Raw genomic sequence first — 20,285 nt, 5'->3', positions numbered from 1 at the left:
CCCGGGAAAAGTTGCCGGGCACGACGATTAATCCTCGTAAGTCAACAAAGTAACCACTTCAATATCCGACAGCTTGTCCCGTCCGGCCAGAGCCGTCAGCTCGATCAGGAATGCAGCGCCGACCACCTGACCTCCAAGCTGCTCCACCAGGTTGACAGAAGTAGCAATCGTCCCTCCGGTAGCCAGCAGATCATCAGCAATCAGCACCTTCTGGCCTGGCTTGATCGCATCGGTATGCACAGCGAGGGTATCCTTGCCGTATTCCAGATCATAGCCCACTTCGATTGTCTCATAAGGAAGCTTGCCGCTTTTGCGGATCGGCACGAAGCCTACCCCCAGCGCGTAAGCCAGCGGTGCGCCCACTACAAAGCCGCGCGCCTCCGGTCCGGCAATGACATCGATCTCCAGGTGGGCCACGAGAGCTTTAAGCTCATCGATGGCTGCACGGTACGCAGCGCCGTCCTTCAGCAGTGTAGTAATATCTTTGAAGCTGATTCCAGCCTGGGGGAAATCCGGAATTACGCGAATATTGTTTTTGAAATCCAACATCATCATCTCCTAAAAGTAAGCGGGGATCATCCCCGCTGAAGTTACTCGAACCAAATGACCGAGACAGCATGTCTAGCTGTTATGAGGCCCCTAAACGCCGTGACAGCATGAATTCCTGCAATTCACTGCGGCTGCCTTCCATGAAATACTGCTCCATCTCCGCCGTCTTGCCCAGTCTGACGAAATGCTCTGATGTGCTCAGACTCTTGGCGGCAGGCTGCGGGACAAAGGTGATTGTGCCGCCGCTGCGCTCAATGAAGTCAAGCTCAGCGAACACATCCAGCATTCTGCTCACCATACGCACACCAAGCGCCGACTGGCGGCTGAGCCGCAGCAGCACTTCATGCTCAGGAATTGGAGCTGCAGCAATTGCGGCAATCCATTGATATAACGATTTGAAATGATCACGGGTAGGAACCTGCAGCCGGTCACGCCCGTCACGGATTGAATGCAGCAAGGCAATGTTCTCCGCCCCCGGAAAAGCAGTAAACAGTGCTTCCAGCTGCTCCGGGGACTCCGGCATATCCAGCACACAGAGCAGTGACAGTCCCTCTTCGTCACGCGTGCCCTCCGGCTGATGTACAGCAGTGATCCCGGCTGCCTCATCGTATACCCAGAGGGACATGCCCTTCAGATCACGCAGCGGCGTTGTCCGGCTGTTCTGGAAGACCGCTGCACTCCGGCCCGGACTGCTTCCGCTATAGGTGCGGAGCAGCTCCTGAAGATGCGCCGCCTGCTTGACGGCATCGGCCGCGCCGCGCAGATCGAACAGCTGTGCCTTCGGTACCGCAAGATCCTGCAGCATCAGCTGAGGCTTGCGCGAGCCGTTCCATTCATTGACGGACAGCTCTGCCAGAACATCCACGACTGTACCGTCCGGAAGCAGCTCAGCCAGCGGCCCCTTGCCGAACGCTACAGCTTCAATTGTCAGCTTGTCCTGCTGGAGCACAAGCTTAAGGTGCTTGCCCTCCTGGCCCATCTTCCGCGTCTCCTTCACAACTGCTCCGCGTAGAATGAATCTCGGCAGCGGATTGGCCATGCCGAACGGCGCAAGCCGCTCCAGCTCAAGCGCAGCCTGGAGGGTCAGATCCGCAATGGATACTTCACCATCCGCAGCTGTAACAGCTACGAAGTCCTCCGGTGTCAGAACAGACGCAGCATAGCTATTCAGCGCCGCATCGAAGGCTTCCAGCTTGTCCTGCGGCACACTCATCCCTGCAGCGGCCGGATGTCCTCCGAAGTGGTCCATCAGCCCGGCACATGAGGATAAGGCAGCATAGATATCGAGGCCCGGGATGGAGCGGGCAGAGCCCTTGCACATCCCGGTCTCCGGATGAATGTCCAGAATAATGACCGGACGGTAATACCGCTCCAGCAGCTTGGAGGCCACAATGCCGACTACACCGACATTCCAGCCCTGGTCCGCCAGCACAATAATATCCGGCAGTCCGCTCCGGCTGATTCTCTCCTCCAGCTTGACTGTGGCTTCGGTGACAATTCGCTCGACAACCAGTTGGCGCTCCTTATTCAGCAGATCCAGCTCTCCGGCAAATTGCTCAGCTTCTGCCGCATCTTCTGTGGTCAGCAGTGTAACCGCCCGGCCAGCATGATCCAGTCTTCCGCTGGCATTAATACGCGGCGCCATCCCGAAGGCGATATTGACCGCACTGACGGTGTTCATCGCAATACCGCCTACCGCGAGCAGCGCACGGATGCCCGGGAACGACGAATTCCGCATGCTGCTGAGACCTCTGCGCACCAGACTGCGGTTCTCTCCCAGCAGCGGCATCAGATCAGCAACGGTACCGATAGCGGCAATCTCACACCATTCCTCAGGCACTTCACTGCCAAGGAGCGCCTCAGCCAGCTTGTAAGCCACACCCACTCCGGCCAGACCCTTGAAGGGATACGGGCAGTCCGGCAGCTTCGGGTTAATCAGGGCATACGCCTCGGGCAGCAGCTCCGGCGGCTCATGATGATCCGTGACAATAACATCAATGCCCAGCTCCGAGGCATAGGCAATCTGATGATAGGCACTGATACCAGTATCAACCGTAATGACGAGAGATACACCCTGCTGGACCGCCCAGTCCAGCGCATGATTATGCAGTCCATAGCCTTCATTGGAGCGATGGGGAATATAAATGTCAAAAGAGGCCCCAAGATGACGCAGAAGGTAGATCATCAGCGCAGTGCTGGAAACCCCGTCTGCATCATAATCACCATACACCAGAATATGCTCTTCCTCTTGCAGTGCCTTCTGTATCCGCGGCACCGCTTCAGCCATTCCTTTGAGCAGGAATGGATCATGTCTATCTTCCGCTCCTGAATCCATGAATACCCGTGCCTTGTCGGCGGTATCCAACCCTCTTTGCACCAGCAGTGAAGAAAGGAGCGGAGAAATAGAAAGGCTCCGGGCCAGTTCCGAAATACGCTCGGAATCGGCTGCCGGAGATTGCCAGCTTGTTTTTGAATGAAGCAATACAGTTCACCTTTCTCTCACCTTGCAGACTACTGAAGCAGCGTGGGAATATCGTTGTCCGCGAGCTCGTGATTGCTTTTATAAGGATAACCCGGATCATACGGCACAACATCCATATGAACCTCGCCTACATGAACGAACCGGTGCTGCAGCAGCTTGCGGGCACATTCTGAAATATCCTGGGCCTCCATCACGCTGATCCGCGGATTCACACTAATCTTCACATGCAGATTCACATAACTGCCTTCCTCCAGCGCCCGGAGCTGCTCCACCCGGATGACTCCATGCACCCGCTGAACCGTCTCAATGAAGCTGGCTGCTTCCTCGGAAGGAAGCTCCTGAATCTTTTTGCTGTACACTGAGGAAGTAATTAATGAATAGCCTTTGCGCAGAATCAGACAGCCGGTCAGCAAGGCTGCGATGGGGTCCATATACAGCAGAGGATGCCAATCCAGGTATCCTCCAGTCATGGCCAGGGCAATCCCGATAAATACAGTTATAGAGGTGTACAGGCTGAACCTGTGGCTATCAGCATAAGCCGCGTGACTGCCGTCGCCCTTTTTTTTGAAATAACGGTACTGGTATTGAAACACCGCCTCTTTGAACACAATGCACAGCAGGACAGCGGCAAGCGCTGACTGCCCCGGTGCAGACAGATGTCCCCGGGTCAAATCACGTATCGCCGAGAAGGCAACCTGCAGCCCGCCCATAATAATCAGCACAGAGAACAGAATAGCCGCCATCGGCTCCTTGCTTCCTTGCGCAGCCCGGCCGCGTTCCGCTGAGCCTTCTGCCTTGTGACTCTGATTCAGGTTCCACGGAATCACCCCCGCCAGTCTGGCAGCGGCATCTGCTCCGGAATAGATTGCATCCCCCAACAATGCCTTGCTGCCTGACAGATAACCGATACTTCCCTTCGCTAGAGCGAGTAGAACATCACTAAGGATTCCGGTCCAGGCAACGGTTTGTTTCCGGGGTAATGGTTTGTCATTCATAACGAGGCCCTCCTTACCACTAGCAGGTAAACTCATGATGATGAAATCAAGCAAGACGCCCTGACCCGGAGATTCCGAAAAGCCGCGTCGCTACAGACGCGGCTTACAGAACAACCGGGTGCTAGGCTTTGGCCGGGGTCTTCGCCGCAGGCTTCTGGTTCTTTTTCAGGAGCAGCCAGAGCGGACTTGCGATGAAGATCGATGAATACGCTCCGAAGAGCAGACCGATAACCATAGCAAGCGAGAACATACGGATCGACTCCCCGCCCATAATCAGCAGGAAGAATGCGGCAATAAATACAGTGAAGGCTGTATAAAGAGAACGCATGAGTGTCTGCATTACACTTTTGTTAACCAGGTGCTTCAGATCCTCATACGACTTCTGCTTGCCGAAGCGCAGATTCTCGCGGATCCGGTCAAAGATAACGATGGTATCGTTAATCGAGTAACCGATAATGGTCAGCACCGCGACAATGAAGGTGATGTCTACCTCCAGACGGAAGATCGAGAAGACCGCCACTACCATGAATGCGTCATGAAGCAGCGCCACAATGGAAGCCAGCGCAAAACGCCATTCAAAACGGATACTTACATAGATGATAATCCCGATACTGGATAGCAGCACGGAATAGATCGCATTGCGGGCCAGTTCCTTGGCCATCTCAGTATCTACGGTATTGATTTCAAAAGACGCCTTGTCATCAATCTTGTTGATTGACTGCTTGAGGGTCTCACTTTGTGCATCACTCAGCTCTTGATCATAGCGGATGTTGACCCGCTTGTCGCCGATGGTAACGGTTGGTTCATGCTCGATGCCCGCACCCTTTAGAGCCGGCTGCAGCTCAGCCAGCGTGACACTCTTGGAGAGCGCTACGTCCACATTGGACCCGGCCTTGAAGTCAACGCTGTAGTTCAGGCCAAAGGTTGCCAGAAAGACGAGCCCCGCCACAGTAAGGGCAATCGAGAAGATATAGAAGAATTTACTTAAATGTACGAAATCAAGCTCTTTCTTAAAGCGCACTGATGTCACTCTCCTTTACCCCAAATTGCTTCGGCTTCTTGAGTGCGCCGGCTTTAACCAGCACTGTCAGCAGCCAGTGGGCAAAATAAAGGTTTGTTACGATACTTAGTACAATTTCCACGATCAGAATCAGTGCGAAGCCTTTAACCGCACCCGTACCGAAGGCGAACATGACAGCCGCTACGATAATAGTGGTTATATTCGCATCCATAACTGTACGGAAGGAGGTCTTGTTCCCTGCTTTGACGGAAGACATAATGCCCTTCCCGCTGCGCATTTCTTCCCTGATCCGTTCATTGGTAATGATATTGGCATCGACGGCCATCCCTATACCGAGGATGAACGCGGCGATCCCCGGAAGGGTCAGTGTAAAGTCTGCCAGGACAAATACCAGAATCAGCAGCCAGGTGTGCAGGATCAGCGCGAAGCTGGCCAGTACGCCCGGAAGACGGTACATAAGCAGCATGAAGATCAAAATAATCACAGAACCGACAATCCCGGCTCTGACGGTCTCATCCAAGGATTGCTTACCCAGTGTAGCGCCTACGCTCTGGGAATATTTCTCTGTCAGCTTCAGCGGCAAAGCACCGAGGTTGATGGTATCGGCAATCTCACGGGCTTCATCCAGTGTATATCCCCCGGAAATCGAAGCCTTACCATCGGTCAGGACAGCTCGTACCGTGGGAGGCGAAGATAACAGATTCTCATCCAGATAGATGGCGAGTTCCTTACCCAGCAGGCGCTCGGTAATCTCTGCGAATTTCTTCTTGTCTTTGATGGAGATGCTGATTTCGGGCCGGTTCAGTTGATCGCGCTGAACCTCTGCCGCACCTTCAACAAAGTCACTGCCTACAAGCTCAATCTTGCTGTATACCCCGGGAGCATCCCCTTCATTGGCACTGCGGAAGGTCAGAACTGCGGGTTCTTTCATTTTTTTGCGGACCTCTGCTTCGTCCGTCACACCTGCGATCTTCAGACGGATGCGGTCCGTACCTTCGGTGGTCACCTCAGGCTCGCTGGTTCCGAGTGCATTCGCCCGCTTCTCGAGGCTCTCTGCAGTCTTCTGCAGTGAAGCGCGGGTCAGAGTTCCTCCCGTATCCATTGGCTCGGCGTGGTACAGAATTTCGAATCCGCCCTTGAGGTCAAGACCCAGACGGACTCTGTCCAGCAGCCCGGGAGTAGTAAATACCATGACGCCGGTTAGAACGACCACGGTAATGATAAAGCTCATCATTCTCTTCATGCTCTAGCTAGTTCCCCTTTCATTACATCAATATTCCTATTATAGCTACGTGCGAAATGACCGTCAATTCAGAAGGAATGACGGTGTCTTGATTCACACAAAGAAACGGCAGGTTCTGCTGCAAAGCGAAGATACCTCCGTTTGATAGGACAAGTCTGAACACTCTTTACTTACTTTACTGCTTCCCGTACCCGTTTGCAAAAGAAAATCGTTCCTTTTGACAAATCCCCCCGTTAATTCAATCCCCGGTAGGCCGCCAAGGTCAGATAAGTCATATAACTGCCTGACTTGAGTGAATAAATGTCATTGACCAGCCTGTGCAGGGGAGGTCTTCCCTCCTTGGCATAATTGCGGCTGATGCAATCCCAAATATCCTTACCGGTCACATATTCATAGCCGAGGAGCCGGAATTCCTCCGCTTTGCTGATGCACATGGCTTCGATATCTTCACTAAGCTCGTCATATCTCCATTGTTCCGATTCCACGTGCAGGCACCTCCAAAGATTCCTCAATTACGTATGCTCAGTGGTACGTATTCGACCCTGCGCTCACACTTTCCTGCTTAAGACCAAAAAACTTGTCTACAGAATGCTTGTCATGCAGCGCACCTGTACCCGCATATCCTTATACAAGCCTGGCTTGGTTATGGCGGTAATTCACCTGCAGTTTCATCTCATATGTAGGAAGAAGGAGTGCCCTGTGAGGAAACAGACCTTTATACAAGGAACGATCATCCTGCTGCTCGCCGGTATCATTAACCGGATGCTTGGCTTCATTCCCCGGATTGCCCTGCCCCGGATCATCGGCGCTGAGGGAGTGGGTCTGTATCAGCTCGGATACCCGTTTTTCATTGTGCTCATTACGGTAATTACGGGGGGAATCCCGCTGGCGATTGCCAAGCTGGTTGCCGAAGCCGAAGGGGAGAACCGCCCGGAGCAGTCGCGCAAAATCCTGCAAACCGGCCTCGCTCTCAGCCTGTCGCTGGGCATTGTGTTCACCTTCGTCGCCCTGTTCAGCGCCTCCTGGGTATCCAGCGTTCTTCTGACGGACCAGCGTGTCTATTATACCTTCGTCAGCATGACCCCCATGATCGCCATCGTCGCCGTTTCATCCATCTACCGGGGATACTTTCAAGGCAGGCAGAATATGATTCCCTCAGCCTTCTCCTCCGTGCTGGAATCGGTCATCCGGATCTTCTTCATGCTGTGGTTCTCCTGGATGCTGCTGCCGAAGGGCATCGCCTTTGCAGCTGCGGGTGCGATGCTGGGCGTGACTGTGGGGGAGATCGCCGGAATGCTGGCCCTGCTGGGGCAATATTATTTTAACGACAAAAAAGACAGGTCTGAACTCCCGCCTATCGTAGATACTATGGTTCAGGATACGCAGGGCAGTGCCGGACGCGAACCCGCGCAGACGACTACACCTGTCTTTAAGCGTCTCATCGGCATTTCAATACCGGTAACTGCCGGACGGCTGATCGGCTCATTCTCTTACCTTCTGGAATCGATTATTACCGTGCGCAGCCTCGCGCTTGCCGGAATCGCAGCCGCCGCCGCAACCGCACAATATGGTTCCTTGCAGGGAATGGTGATTCCGCTGCTGCTGCTGCCGGGTGTGCTCAGCTCCTCGCTGGCCGTCTCCCTTGTCCCTTCCTTATCCGAGGCCGCAGCCCGCAACGATTTGCCCACGATTCACAAAAGAATGCACCAGGCCCTGCGGCTCGCCATGGTGACCGGTGCCCCGTTTGCTGCTGTTATGTATATTCTTGCCGTACCGCTCTGTACGCTAATGTACGGCAATGCAGCGGATACGGCCCCTATGCTTAGGATGATGGCCCCGTTCGCTGTGTTTCTCTATGTCCAGGCCCCGCTGCAGGCTGCCCTTCAGGCCATGGACCGGCCGGGTAAGGCACTGATCAATACGCTGATAGGAGCCGTTGTCAAAATCCTGCTGATTCTCCTGCTGGCCTCCCGGCCCGAGTACGGCATTCTGGGCGCCATCATCGCCATTATGGTCAACAGCTTACTTGTCACGCTTCTGCACGGCTACAGTGTAGTCAAGCTCACCGCCATGTCCTTGCGCTGGTCGGACCCGCTCAAAATCCTGGCCGCTACGGTCATCATGGCCGCCGGGATGTCGTATGTGTATACGTCCGTTCCGATCTCCCCGTCGCAGTGGATACAATTCTTAGCCGCTGCCTTCTGCGGCATGGCCATCTATCTGAGCATCTGCCTGTTATCCGGGCTGATCTCCAGGCGTGACCTGGAGCGTGTGCCCTTCTTCAGACGCTGGCGCAGTTAGGTTTGCTTCCCCTTATCCGGGCTGATCGGGGCAATATAGAGCTCTCCCTTATGATCCACGGAGCACAGGAAAACATCCCGGAAATCAGAGACACCCTTCTGCCGGATCTGGGTTCTAAGCCAGAACCGGTTCTTGCCGATCATCTCAAGATTGCCATCCTGCACCTTCCCGTCCATAATCAGCGGAATCGGCAGTCCTTCATAACGGATCTTATGCTTCGGCAGCTTCACAGAAGCAGAGTCACCGCCGGATGATTCAGCATTGCCGGAGTCCTTCTGGCTATCGCTGTTCTTCTCCTTCCGCTCTGCGCCGGAGCTGCTGTTGCCCGACTGATTGGATGAAGTGACATTCTGGTTCTTCTCGATCACCGTTAACTGCCCGCTTGTCTCCAGGATAGCGAACTCCACATCTGCCGGACTGACAATATTCTGCCCGCGGAGCTGCAGCAGCAGATCATCAATATTATACCGCTGCCGGCGCATTTCGCCCCGGTGAATCTTCCCGTCCGAGATCAGAATGCTGGGTCTGCCATCCACCATTAAGCGCAGCTTCCGGCTCTTCAGGCTGAGCTGTGCGACGATAACCTGAATCAGCACCAGAGTCGCCATAGGAACGACACCATCATAGATGGGGCGCTCGATATCCTCAATTACAAAGACACCAATCTCGGCAATCATGATGGAAATGGTCAGGTCAAATACAGACAGCTTACCGATTTCACGTTTGCCCATGATGCGCATGCTCAGGAAAATGAAGATATACATCAGCACGGTCAGAAAGATATGGATCGTAATATGCTGGAACATATTCTCTTCGCTCCCCTTCCGCTACTCCCCCATACTGGCGGATTAATGTACCCCTATTCTGACCTGACCGTAAAGGGAACATTCGGAAAGCTGCTGATTAATTACTGGTAAAAGTCATACCGCCTATTCTTGTACTATTGGGGCAAGCCTCCCCATACAATAATTAGTATCCGGTTAACAAACTTTTAGGGGGTTTTACCATGTCTGTAATCAGGCGTCTATTCTCATGGAAAATATCTAGTCCGGTATTATCGGGTTTAATCCGCTCGTTCCTGTGGATGATGCTGGGTGCGTTCATCCTCTCCCTCCTGCTCTGGGGCAGTGGACTGCAGGAACAGGATCTCACCATGTACACCTACATTGTGCACGGCGTCGCTGCCGCATTCGGAGGCTTGACCGCAGGCAGCAGGGCCGTCCGCAAAGGCTGGTACCAGGGCGCACTCACCGGCTTGCTATACGGACTGGCTGTGCTGCTGATCGGATTTCTGGCTCTTGACAGTTCGCCGGGGGGAATAGACTTCCTGTGGGTTCTGGCGGCTGCAGGCATTAGCGCACTTGGAGGAATGTTTGGAGTTAATTTACAGAAATCCTAATTAATATAATTTTCGAAAATTGAAACCTTCCCTTGAAAATATGGTACACTACCTATGTCTGACTTCATATGAGCGATTATCAAGGAGGCTTCGAATGCTTTGCTGTACCAATCCATGAATCTTGTAGTAGTATATACCGTTGCCATTGTTGTGATCTTAATCTGGATCGGCGCACGGCGCAATCCGCTGATGGCCTTAGTTGAAATCGGGAGAGAGCTGCTGAGATCCTATAAATTCACACTCATTATTATAGGAATGTTCAGCATTCTTGCCCTGAATAAATATGAGCTGCAGATCGAAGAAAAGATGCGGCTGACCGCAGATTACACAGGTTTTATCTTCGGCCTGGAGGGGCATTTCGTCCGGATGGTTCAAGAGCTGTTCTACGCTCCCTGGCTGACACCGGTGATTGTCTTCTTCTATATCTTCATGCTGCAAGCCGTGCTGGCGGCCTCACTGGGGATCTATCTGCTGGACAAAAACCGTGTGATCCTCTATGCGACCTGCTACACCATTATTTTAACCTATGCTATCGCTATTCCGTTCTATCTGTACTTTCCGGTCAATGAGGTATGGTCCTATGCGCCTGCCGGGGTTCGGTTCATCATGCTGGATGTTTTCCCGAGGTTTGAACAGGAATACCGGCCGCTATCCGGCCTCAATAACTGCTTCCCGAGCCTACATACCGCTATCTCTGTATCCATGGCTCTGCTCGCTTACCGCTCAGGCAACCGCCGCTGGATGGTGATCAGTACAATCTCAGCCGTTATTATCGTTTTTGGAATCTTCTATCTCGGCATTCACTGGCTGACCGACATGATTGGCGGCACCCTGCTGGCTGTACTGTCCACGGCTATCGCCGTACCGCTTGCCAAGCTTACCCTGCGCAGCGGGGAACAGGGCTTGAGAGTGCGGGGCCGGGTCACCAATACACGTTAAGGCCCTCAATTCCGCATATCGCGTATAAAAAAATCGGCGTTCTCTCCTAAGAGAAACGCCGATTTTTATGTAATTAAGCAGAGAGACTATTACATCTTGTCTTCTACTTCCACAACTGCGTGACTGATCGAGCCCCGGTCAAACGTCAATCGGGTCACATCATTAACCCGCAGAATAACGATGTCATCCGAAATCTCCATGATCGTTCCGTGCAGACCGCCGATGGTAACGACCTTATCGCCCTTCTTGAGCGCTTTGAGCATTCCGTTACGTGCCTTGGTCTTCTTCTGCTGCGGACGAATCAGCAGGAAGTAGAACACGACAAACATCAGTACAAAAGGACCTACAAGACCCAGAATACTGCCTCCGCCGCCGCCTGAACCTGCTGCCATATAAAACTGTGACATATCATTTCCCCCCTTTCAAGAATAAACATGAACACTCCGTACTCTCTAGAAGCCTTTTAGATTATCATATAATCCGTATTGTGCAAAAAACTCATCGCGAAAATCAAGCAGCCGATCTTCCATGATGGCTTCACGCACTTTACGCATCAATTCCAGCAGGAAGTGTAAGTTATGGTACGTTGTCAGCCGCAAGCCGAAGGTTTCGTCGGCCTTAATCAGATGACGCAGATAAGCACGGGAATAGTTCCGGCAGGTGTAACAGGTACACTCCGGGTCCAGCGGCCCGAAATCACGGGCATACTGGGCGTTACGCACGACGAGTCTCCCCTGACTGGTCATTGTTGTTCCATTACGGGCAATACGGGTAGGCAGAACACAGTCGAACATGTCTATTCCGCGGATTGACCCTTCCAGCAGCGCATCCGGTGAACCTACGCCCATCAAATAGCGCGGTTTCCCTTGCGGCAGCAGCGGAACCGTGTAATCCAGCACTTCATACATAAGCTGCTTGGACTCTCCGACGCTGAGTCCCCCAATAGCATACCCCGGGAAATCCATGGAAGTCAAATCAGCCGCGCTCTGGCGGCGGAGATCCTCATGCATGCCTCCCTGTACGATAGCGAACAGTCCCTGGTCATTCGGACGGGCATGGCTTCGGAGGCAGCGTTCGGCCCAGCGGGTGGTACGTTCGAGCGATTTCTTCACATACTCATATTCTGCCGGATAAGGCGGGCATTCATCGAAGGCCATCATAATATCGGAGCCGAGCGCATTCTGGACCTCCATAGCGACTTCGGGAGACAGAAACTTCTTGTCCCCGTTCAGATGGGAGCGGAAATGAACCCCTTCTTCGGTGATCTTACGCATGTCGCTCAGGGAGAATACCTGGAAGCCGCCGCTGTCGGTCAAGATCGGGCGGTCCCAGTTCATGAACTTATGCAGGCCGCCCGCTTCGCCGATGATCTCATGACCCGGACGAAGGAACAGATGGTACGTATTACTCAGAATAATCTGTGCTTCCATCTGCTTAAGCTCTTCAGGACTCATCGTCTTGACAGTAGCCTGGGTGCCCACCGGCATGAAGGTGGGTGTCTCAATAATTCCGTGCGGGGTGTGGACTCTTCCGAGCCGTGCCCCGGATTGCTTACAGGTCTTAATGTGTTCGTAAGTGATTGCTGCCATTGGTTTAACCCTTCCTCTTGCTTAATAAATGAACATTGCATCGCCAAAGCTGAAGAACCGGTACTGCTGCTTAATCGCTTCTTCGTATGCGGCGAGAATCAGCTCCCGGCCAGCCAAAGCGCTTACCAGCATGACCAAGGTTGACTTGGGCAGATGGAAATTGGTGATCAGTGCATTGACGACAGTGAATTCATAACCCGGATAGATAAAAATATCCGTCCAGCCGCTGCATGCCTCAATCGGCCCGCCCTGGCATTGTCTGCCTACGGTCTCCAGGGTCCGGCAGGAGGTGGTGCCTACAGCTATGATTCTTCCGCCTCTTGCTCTGGCTTCATTGAGAGCATCCGCTGCTGCCCGCGACAGCTCGAAATACTCGGCATGCATGACATGCTCTTCCACGGTCTCGGCAGACATCGGACGAAAGGTCCCCAGACCAACATGTAGTGTGACATAGACGATATTCACACCGATGGCTGCAATCTGCTCCAGCAGCTCAGTGGTGAAATGCAGTCCGGCTGTCGGCGCTGCCGCCGAGCCTTCATGCCGGGCGTACACAGTCTGATAACGCTCACGGTCATCCAGGGTTTCCTTGATATAAGGAGGAAGCGGCATGGAGCCGAGCCTGTCCAGAATCTCCTGGAAAATCCCCTGATAAATGAAGCGGAGTGTCCGCCCGCCCATATCTGCTTCATCTTCAATCACGGCACGAAGCTCTTCACTGAAGACAATGACCGCTCCGGTCTTCAGCTTCTTGCCAGGCTTCACCAGCGCCTCCCAGCGGTCCCCTTCGAGATTCTTAAGCAGCAGGACCTCCGCCTTGGCTCCGGTATCTTCCTTGACTCCGAACAGTCTGGCGGGAATAACCCGTGTATCATTAAGTACAAGCGTATCGCCCGGGCGGAACTGCCCCAGTATATCCGTGAAATGACCGTGGTCCAGTTGCCCGCTCTCCTTGTCTACCAGCAGCAGTCTGGATGAACTGCGGTCGGCAAGCGGAGTCTGGGCAATCAGCTCCTCCGGCAGATTGAAATCATAAAGTTCAACATTCATAATAGGATCTTCATTCCTTAATTCTTAATTATAGTAACGTTATTAAAATAGTGTTGCAATATTTGCTTATAATCATACCCTTTGTCGGCCATTCCCTTCACGCCCCATTGAGACATGCCGAGTCCGTGCCCGTAACCCCAGCCGATGAAATAGAAGCCCGGACTGCCGGTCACGACTCTGGAGTTCTGATCCGCACCCATCACAACCGTACCGCTGCCGCTGGACGTCACTTGGCCCGAGGCAGACAGCACTCCGGCCGGGCTGGTGCTGCCGATAGCAGCTGTAGAGCCGTCAGCGCCTAATACAGTATAACTTCCGGCAGGTACAATATCAAACAAGGTGCTAGGCAATCCGCCGAAGGAGGAACGGAACAGATCCGGGTACTTCACCTGCAGGATCTGGCCGTTCGCCTTGACCTCCACCGCTCTTCCTGAAGGCCCGCGCCGGGTAACCTCCAGAGTGGTTATAGAAGAGGGCAGAGTGCCGCTGGTCTTGCCGGCCAGGCTCTTCAGCAGCTCGGCTGAAGAATACGGACCCTTGATCCAGCTGTAGCTGCCGGATTCATAGACCTGATTCAGCACTACGGCGTTCTGTCCGGGATTCAGCTTGCCTGCCGGAGCAGCACTGCTGTCAACGACAGGCAGCGGCCGGATATTTACATCCTTGGCAGTGGCTGTGGCAATAGGGAGCCCTGCGGCTGTCTTGCTGCCTGTTAATTTGATGTTATCTTCCCGGGCATAGCCGGAAACGCCGTTGTCCAGCAGTACATAGTACCACTTCTTAGCCGAGCCCACCGCAGCCACATCCTCTGCGCTGGCCACACTGGTATAGTTGCCGCCGCTGTTCCATACCTCCGACGGATCAGCCGTAACGCCGCCGCTGTTCGAGGAGAATACCGCCTCCACAACCTTGCCGCCGCTCTGCAGCACTTCACCTGCGGTTGCATCAACCGCCTTGATGATTGTGGGTGCTTCTGCACTGATTCCGTTATAGACCTGGCTGAGCGTTGTGTCCACCACATTGGCAACATCGAAGCGGTTCCCCTGGGACAACGCGTAACTGCGTGCCGCTACAGCCTGGGCCTTCAGCGCCTCTTCCGGCCAGCCGGAGGATACCTCTCCCCCCACTACCGCATACAGATATTGCTCCAGCGGAACCACGTTAATGACAGACAATGAACCATTCAGGTTGCCAAGCTCCATATCGCCGCGGTAGATCCGCTTGGACCTTTCTGTAAGCATAATTCCCTTATCATTGCCGGACAAGATGAACTTCGCGTCACTTCCGGATAACAGATAATGAAAGGCCTGGACTTCGCTGTTGAAATCGAGCCCTGCGTCCATGCGGATCATTACGCCGGGTGCACCCGGCGCCACAGGCGTCAGAGCAAGCTGAGGAAGCAGCGCAGCTGCCGAAGCAGAGACCGCCGCAAGCTCGCTGTCACTTGACGCCTCTCCTACCCATACCTCGGTACGCGCACTGCCGCCCTCACCGGATATGAATACCGGCCAGGCATCTAAGCCGGCAGTGGTCAGGCTGCTAACTACCGCCTGGGCTTCCTCAAGTGTAGCGTAGGAGCCCGCAGACAGATGCTTGGTTCCGGCCACCGCAGGGGTCTGCCCCTCAGGAATCGCCAGACCGGCCTTGAGGACTGCGTTCAGCCCGTTATTGGCTGCACTCTCACTGGCATAGCCTCCGGTATATAGCTGATATACCTTGGCGCCGCCTCTGGCAGCCATGAAGATCTGCGGCTTATTGGAAGAAGACTGGAGCTTCTTCGCCGCATCCGCAGCGCTCTGCCAGCTTGGCGTCTCCAGCACCTTCACCCGGAACCCGTCGAGACTGACACGGACCTTGTTCTGGGCCGGAACCGACAATAACGGGCTGCCGCCGGCTGCCGGAAGCAGGCTGAAGCTCTGCTCGGACTGCAGGGTTACCAGCGGTACAGTAGATTTATATTTGCTGCCAATATCGGCATACAGTGCAACCCGGATCGACCCGCCGGAATCGGCACGGGCGTAATCAGCCGGAATGAGCAGGCTGCCTGCCGCAAGCAATGCAGCCAGCGCCCCCCGGCCCAGCAGCCCGATTCCTGTTGTTGTCCACTTCGCAAGTTTCATTGTAGGCCTCCTAAAAAGTATTAGTGATACATCCGCTTCGGTGTGTAGCCCAAAATTCTCAGTAATCAGTTAGGCTGCGGAGGAAGCGGAAGGCCAAGATGATGATAGGCCGCAGGCGTAACAATGCGCCCTCGCGGCGTACGCTGCAGGAAACCGATCTGCAGCAGATAAGGCTCGTATACATCCTCAATGGTCTGGCTCTCTTCACCTATCGTAGCAGCGATGGTATCCAGCCCGACAGGACCGCCCCGGAAGGAGCTGATCATGGATTGCAGCATCTTATGGTCAATGCTGTCCAGTCCCCGGGGGTCCACCTGGAGCATCTTCAGCGATTCGGCAGCAATCTCCGGGGTGATAATCCCGTCACCCCGGACCTGAGCGTAATCGCGTACCCGCTTCAGAAGACGATTGGCAATCCGCGGTGTCCCCCGGGCCCGCAGGGCAATCTCTTCCGCTGCATCGCCCAGAATCTCAATACCCAGCAGTTCAGCATTGCGCGCCACGATGAAGCTTAGTTCATCGATAGTGTAATACTCCAGCCGGCTGACCACTCCGAAGCGGTCACGCAGCGGAGCAGACAGCAGTCCCGCACGTGTCGTCGCCCCAATGAGCGTGAAGGGCGGAAGGTCCAGACGGACCGACCGTGCGCTTGGCCCCTTACCTATCATGATATCCAGCGCGAAATCCTCCATCGCCGGATACATGACCTCCTCCACCGTCCGGTGCAGACGGTGAATCTCGTCAATGAACAGCACATCGCCTTCCTGAAGGTTCGTCAGCAGTGCTGCCAGATCGCCGGGCCGTTCAATCGCCGGGCCGGAGGTGGTCCGCAGATTGACACCCAGCTCGTTGGCAATAATATTGGCCAGCGTCGTTTTGCCGAGACCCGGAGGCCCGTACAGCAGGACATGATCCAGTGCTTCACTGCGCATCTTGGCCGCTTCTATATATATTTTCAGGTTCTCTTTCACCTGGTTCTGGCCGATATATTCACCCAGATAACGGGGGCGCAGACTTAATTCCACCGCCTGCTCGTCCATCATCAGATTAGCCGATATAATCCGGTCATCCATTCTTCCTCACTCCGTTCTTCAGGGACCTATTTGGCGGTATACAGCAGCCCCAGCGCCTTCTTCATCAGCACATCCACCGGTCCGGCATCCGTGCCTTCCTGCTTCATCTTCAGATGCACCCTGTCCAGCTCGGCATCGGTGTAACCGAGCGCCTTCAGCGCATCCCTGGCTTCTTCCCACGGGAGCGCCTCCGCCTTGCTCTGCGCTTCAGCTGCTACTGCGAACAATCCCGTCTGCAGGGCTGCCCCGCCGAAGCCGTCCAGTTTGTCCTTCAGATCCAGAATCATCCGCTGCGCCGTCTTCTTGCCGATCCCCGGCAGCTTCGTCAGGAAGGTGATATTCTCCTGATAGATGGCCGCGATCAGCTGGTCCGGCGTTCCGCCGGTCAGAATGCCCAGCGCAACGCGCGGGCCGATGCCTGATACCTCAATCAGCTTGCGGAACAGCCGCTGCTCCTCGCGCGACGGGAATCCGAACAGCAGTGTAGCATCCTCGCGAGTCTGATAATGAATGAACACAGTCACCGGACCCTCTGTCTTGGCAAAAGCATACGGGTTCGGGCAGAATACCCGGTACCCCACGCCCTGTACATCCAGCACAACATATTCCGGCTCCAAATGGGCAACCGGCCCTCTAAGAAAATCTATCATTTTCGCAATACCTCATTTAATTTGGAATTAAGACTCACAGAATGGGCATGGCATACCGCCACCGCCAGCGCATCCGCCACATCATCGGGCTTCGGCACAGCCGTCAGCTTCAGCAGCAGCTTAACCATCTCCTGCACCTGCTTCTTCTCCGCCTTGCCGTAACCGACTACAGCCTGCTTCACCATCATCGGGGTGTATTCCGCCACCGGAAGACCGCGCTGCACAGCTGCCAGAATCAGCACCCCGCGTGCCTGCGCCACCGGCAGAGCCGTGGTCACATTGCGGCTGAAGAACAGCTTCTCTACCGCTACCGCGTCCGGCTTATATTTATCAATCAGCTGCACCATGCCTTCATAGACATGCAGCAGACGCTCTTCTTCCGGGGTATGTGCCTCGGTCTGGATGCAGCCGTATTGGACCGGTGTTAATTTGTTGCCGACCTTATCGACAAAGCCAAAGCCGACAATCGCCAGCCCCGGATCAATCCCCAAAATGCGCAAGATCCTTCTCTCTCCTCTATGCCCGGGCGGATACTCCGGCCCTAAAGCGAACATATGTATTCCTTCCACCCATTATAGCAAAAAAAATTCCCCGGGAGACAAAAAGTTTGTCCCCGGGGAAATGAAACATGCATAACACAACAAAGACCCGCAGGCACCTGCGTGCCACGAGTCTTCATGATACTAACTCTATAGTCTCTCCCTCACTCCGCATGCATCACCTGTTCAGAGGAATCACGCGCATAGTCGCTGAAGGTGGAGAGCACGCTGTTATACTCCTCCAGATCCTGCACCCGGATGCCCTGATGAAGCTGCTCCCAGATGCCCTTGGGCAGAGAGGATTTGATGGAGCCCATGTCCATCTGGAAAAAGGTCTTCATCACCCGCTCCGCTTCGGGCGGGCCTTGGAACAAGGTCAGGTTGCCCTGCTCGTCCACTCCGAAGTAGGCTTCCTTCTTGGTCAGCGGCGACAGATCATTGACCCGCTGCTCCAGCCATAGATCCCCTTCCCGGCTGAGCCAGCCGCTCCAGCCCGCATGCCGGACTATAAGCTCCTTAAGCTGGGCCGGGGTCTGCTTGCCGGGCAGGGTCTGCACCTCTTCACCAGCTACATAGAGGGTCTTGAGATGCACCGTTCTGCTAATGGCTTCCTTGCCCACAGCCTTCAGCAGCTCTTGACTATTCATCACGGCAGCATCCACTTCGGCATCATCGTCTGTATGGTTATATACGGCGGCTACAGCCGGTAAGCTGCTTCCGGGTTCCAGATTCCGCCCTGCGGTTCCGCTCAGGAATGACGAAGATTTAAGCAGCGTACTGATCTCTTCCGGAACCTGCATGCCGCGCCAGGCGAGCAACGTCAGCACGAGGCATGCCGCACCAACCCAGGGAGCTTTTTTCCAGCGTCTCCACCGCCGCCACAATTGTTTTTTCAGGCGAAAAGCATTCACGTTAATCCCTTCATTCTGGTTTTTTCCTATTGTGACCTGTGAAGGGATCATTTATGCGTAAATGCTTGAAATTCATCCCAGCCTGAATCTAATCCGTGAGCTGCGGATTCTCAATTGCTCCAAGGAACAGCACGACCCCGGTCTGCGTATCCCTGATCATGAACAGGAACGGCCGGTTGACATTCATTTCAAAGGGCGCATCTACAGGGGGCGCTGATCCGGCGCGCATATCAATGACAGTGGAAGCCGCCGCCTCCGTTCCCCGCTCGTTCACATCGATATATGTTTTGTGGATGACCTGCTCGAAGTAGATCGGGCTGTCCAAATCTGCCAGCAGGGAGAAATCCCCTCGGCTCGGATCAAAAGCAAGCTTCACACCCAGTGTCTGCAGGACCTTGGAGAGTTCTGTGCCATAGCTGGCCGTGAACCTTGGCAGCCAGAGCGTCCCCCGGGAACTGGAGAAACCCTTATCCAGTAGCAGAGTCCCCTGCTCCAGATGACCCACAAGCTCCGCGAGAGAAGATGGCTCACCCGGAAGGATCACGACCATCTCCAGCTCTCCCTCTCCGTAGGGAAGCTTAACCGCCTGCCAACCGTCATGAGCTGCATACTCGAACATACCGCTCCGCTTCATCATCATCACCTGCACTGCCGGTCCGTCCGGAGGATAAAAGTCCGCCTGCTTCGTAGCCTGTTCCTCGAACACATCCGTCCAGGCACCTTGGAAATACAGCGCATTGACAAGGACGGCAACAGCCTGCGGTCCTGGCGGCTCCGTGAGCATCTCCTGAATCTTGTCCCCCGTATGGTCTGCCACCCATCCGTTAATCTCCTTCACAGACTTCTCTGCCGACAGGTCCGTAGTCTTAATCTGCGCGTCATAGAAATCCTCACCGGTCTTGAGATAGTCCCTGCGCAGCGTCAGACCCTTCATACCCCAGACCGAATTCGCGATCTTCAGCTCCCCGCCCGTTCCTCCATGACTCATGAGCTTCATTAATAACTGATGGCCGGTATTCAGCTTCTGCCGTTCATCCGGCGCATAGCCCAGCAGCTTCCCCAGCTCCTCTGCCGTCTCTCCGGCACTGCCGTTATAGGCCAGGGCCAGAGCGGCAGCAACACTGTACGGGGATATCGTCAGGTTCCCGCTCCCTTGCTTCCATAACTGGCTGAACAGCTTCACACCCAGCTGGTTGCTGCTGTCCGTCAGACGCGAACCGAGCTCTGCTGCGGCAGCCTGTCTCTCCGCATAATTCATGCCCGAACCTCCTTCACTGCAGCCGCCCAAGAGCAGCACGGTTAGTATAAGTGCGGATAATCTTCTGCCCATGCCAATCTCCTCCCTGTATCTCCGTAACCTCTCTACCCACTGACGCTGCGGATTGGGAAAAGTTGCAAATTCTTAGCGGCAGGCATCCAAAATT

At 54.6% G+C, this 20,285-nt stretch carries 19 protein-coding genes; 3 read left to right on the top strand and 16 right to left on the bottom strand.

All coding sequences use genetic code 11. The features are described from left to right. Positions 1-27 precede the first annotated feature (27 nt). The 6 genes from NSS64_RS04030 to NSS64_RS04005 form a co-directional block, all read right to left on the bottom strand. Positions 28-546 (bottom strand): adenine phosphoribosyltransferase, encoded by a 519-nt coding sequence (locus tag NSS64_RS04030; protein ID WP_036732465.1) that lies wholly within the window; start codon positions 544-546, stop codon positions 28-30. Between the two features lie 82 nt (positions 547-628). After that, complete coding sequence (recJ, locus tag NSS64_RS04025) at positions 629-3,031, bottom strand: single-stranded-DNA-specific exonuclease RecJ (protein ID WP_341139292.1); 2,403 nt, start codon at positions 3,029-3,031, stop codon at positions 629-631. Positions 3,032-3,060: 29 nt separating this feature from the next. After that, positions 3,061-4,026, bottom strand: a complete 966-nt coding sequence (locus tag NSS64_RS04020) for a cation diffusion facilitator family transporter (protein WP_341139291.1) — start codon at positions 4,024-4,026, stop codon at positions 3,061-3,063. Positions 4,027-4,147: 121 nt separating this feature from the next. Then, a complete protein-coding gene (gene secF, locus NSS64_RS04015) occupies positions 4,148-5,047 on the bottom strand; it encodes a protein translocase subunit SecF (protein ID WP_340938741.1) in 900 nt (299 codons plus the stop codon). Next, a complete protein-coding gene (gene secD, locus NSS64_RS04010) occupies positions 5,037-6,290 on the bottom strand; it encodes a protein translocase subunit SecD (RefSeq protein WP_341139290.1) in 1,254 nt (417 codons plus the stop codon). The genes secF and secD overlap by 11 nt, the downstream gene beginning before the upstream one ends. Positions 6,291-6,523: 233 nt before the next feature. Beyond that, the gene (locus NSS64_RS04005) at positions 6,524-6,775 is read right to left on the bottom strand and encodes a post-transcriptional regulator (protein ID WP_036690543.1); all 252 of its coding nucleotides are present in this window, start codon (positions 6,773-6,775) and stop codon (positions 6,524-6,526) included. A 214-nt stretch (positions 6,776-6,989) separates the two neighbouring features. On the opposite strand from NSS64_RS04005, the gene spoVB reads away from it, so the two are divergent. After that, positions 6,990-8,591, top strand: a complete 1,602-nt coding sequence (gene spoVB, locus NSS64_RS04000) for a stage V sporulation protein B (RefSeq protein ID WP_340994069.1) — start codon at positions 6,990-6,992, stop codon at positions 8,589-8,591. On the opposite strand, the gene NSS64_RS03995 is transcribed toward spoVB, so the two are convergent. After that, positions 8,588-9,397 (bottom strand): DUF421 domain-containing protein, encoded by an 810-nt coding sequence (locus NSS64_RS03995; protein WP_340938737.1) that lies wholly within the window; start codon positions 9,395-9,397, stop codon positions 8,588-8,590. The genes spoVB and NSS64_RS03995 overlap by 4 nt on opposite strands. 200 nt (positions 9,398-9,597) lie before the next feature. Between NSS64_RS03995 and NSS64_RS03990 the strand changes: the two genes are divergently transcribed. Both NSS64_RS03990 and NSS64_RS03985 read left to right on the top strand, forming a co-directional pair. After that, positions 9,598-9,990: a TIGR04086 family membrane protein gene (locus tag NSS64_RS03990; RefSeq protein WP_341139289.1), complete on the top strand. Its 393-nt coding sequence runs from the start codon at positions 9,598-9,600 to the stop codon at positions 9,988-9,990. A gap of 99 nt (positions 9,991-10,089) precedes the next feature. After that, on the top strand, positions 10,090-10,929 hold the full coding sequence (locus NSS64_RS03985) for a phosphatase PAP2 family protein (protein ID WP_340994070.1): 840 nt from the start codon (positions 10,090-10,092) through the stop codon (positions 10,927-10,929). A gap of 89 nt (positions 10,930-11,018) precedes the next feature. Here NSS64_RS03985 and yajC read toward each other — a convergent pair whose 3' ends face one another. The 9 genes from yajC to NSS64_RS03940 all read right to left on the bottom strand — a co-directional run bounded on the left by yajC (position 11,019) and on the right by NSS64_RS03940 (position 20,191). Further along, entirely contained in the window at positions 11,019-11,336 is a 318-nt protein-coding gene (gene yajC, locus NSS64_RS03980; RefSeq protein WP_340938733.1) for a preprotein translocase subunit YajC, read from the bottom strand. Between the two features lie 45 nt (positions 11,337-11,381). Then, positions 11,382-12,518 (bottom strand): tRNA guanosine(34) transglycosylase Tgt, encoded by a 1,137-nt coding sequence (gene tgt, locus NSS64_RS03975; protein WP_340938732.1) that lies wholly within the window; start codon positions 12,516-12,518, stop codon positions 11,382-11,384. A 21-nt stretch (positions 12,519-12,539) separates the two neighbouring features. Further along, the gene (gene queA / locus NSS64_RS03970; protein ID WP_341139288.1) at positions 12,540-13,568 is read right to left on the bottom strand and encodes a tRNA preQ1(34) S-adenosylmethionine ribosyltransferase-isomerase QueA; all 1,029 of its coding nucleotides are present in this window, start codon (positions 13,566-13,568) and stop codon (positions 12,540-12,542) included. A 17-nt stretch (positions 13,569-13,585) separates the two neighbouring features. Further along, positions 13,586-15,688, bottom strand: coding sequence for a SpoIID/LytB domain-containing protein (locus NSS64_RS03965; RefSeq protein ID WP_341139287.1), 2,103 nt, complete (start codon positions 15,686-15,688; stop codon positions 13,586-13,588). Between the two features lie 65 nt (positions 15,689-15,753). Continuing rightward, complete coding sequence (ruvB, locus tag NSS64_RS03960) at positions 15,754-16,761, bottom strand: Holliday junction branch migration DNA helicase RuvB (RefSeq protein WP_036690556.1); 1,008 nt, start codon at positions 16,759-16,761, stop codon at positions 15,754-15,756. Between the two features lie 26 nt (positions 16,762-16,787). Further along, positions 16,788-17,411, bottom strand: a complete 624-nt coding sequence (gene ruvA / locus NSS64_RS03955) for a Holliday junction branch migration protein RuvA (protein WP_341139286.1) — start codon at positions 17,409-17,411, stop codon at positions 16,788-16,790. After that, the gene (ruvC, locus tag NSS64_RS03950; protein ID WP_036690559.1) at positions 17,408-17,911 is read right to left on the bottom strand and encodes a crossover junction endodeoxyribonuclease RuvC; all 504 of its coding nucleotides are present in this window, start codon (positions 17,909-17,911) and stop codon (positions 17,408-17,410) included. The genes ruvA and ruvC overlap by 4 nt, the downstream gene beginning before the upstream one ends. A gap of 203 nt (positions 17,912-18,114) precedes the next feature. Beyond that, positions 18,115-18,861 (bottom strand): BofC C-terminal domain-containing protein, encoded by a 747-nt coding sequence (locus NSS64_RS03945; RefSeq protein WP_341139285.1) that lies wholly within the window; start codon positions 18,859-18,861, stop codon positions 18,115-18,117. Positions 18,862-18,949: 88 nt separating this feature from the next. Further along, positions 18,950-20,191 (bottom strand): serpin family protein, encoded by a 1,242-nt coding sequence (locus NSS64_RS03940; protein ID WP_341139284.1) that lies wholly within the window; start codon positions 20,189-20,191, stop codon positions 18,950-18,952. Positions 20,192-20,285: the final 94 nt, after the last annotated feature.

Origin of the sequence: Paenibacillus sp. FSL H8-0122, assembly GCF_038005345.1 — a bacterium.
GTDB lineage: Bacteria > Bacillota > Bacilli > Paenibacillales > Paenibacillaceae > Paenibacillus_AQ.
This window is presented reverse-complemented; position numbering and strand designations above follow the sequence as displayed.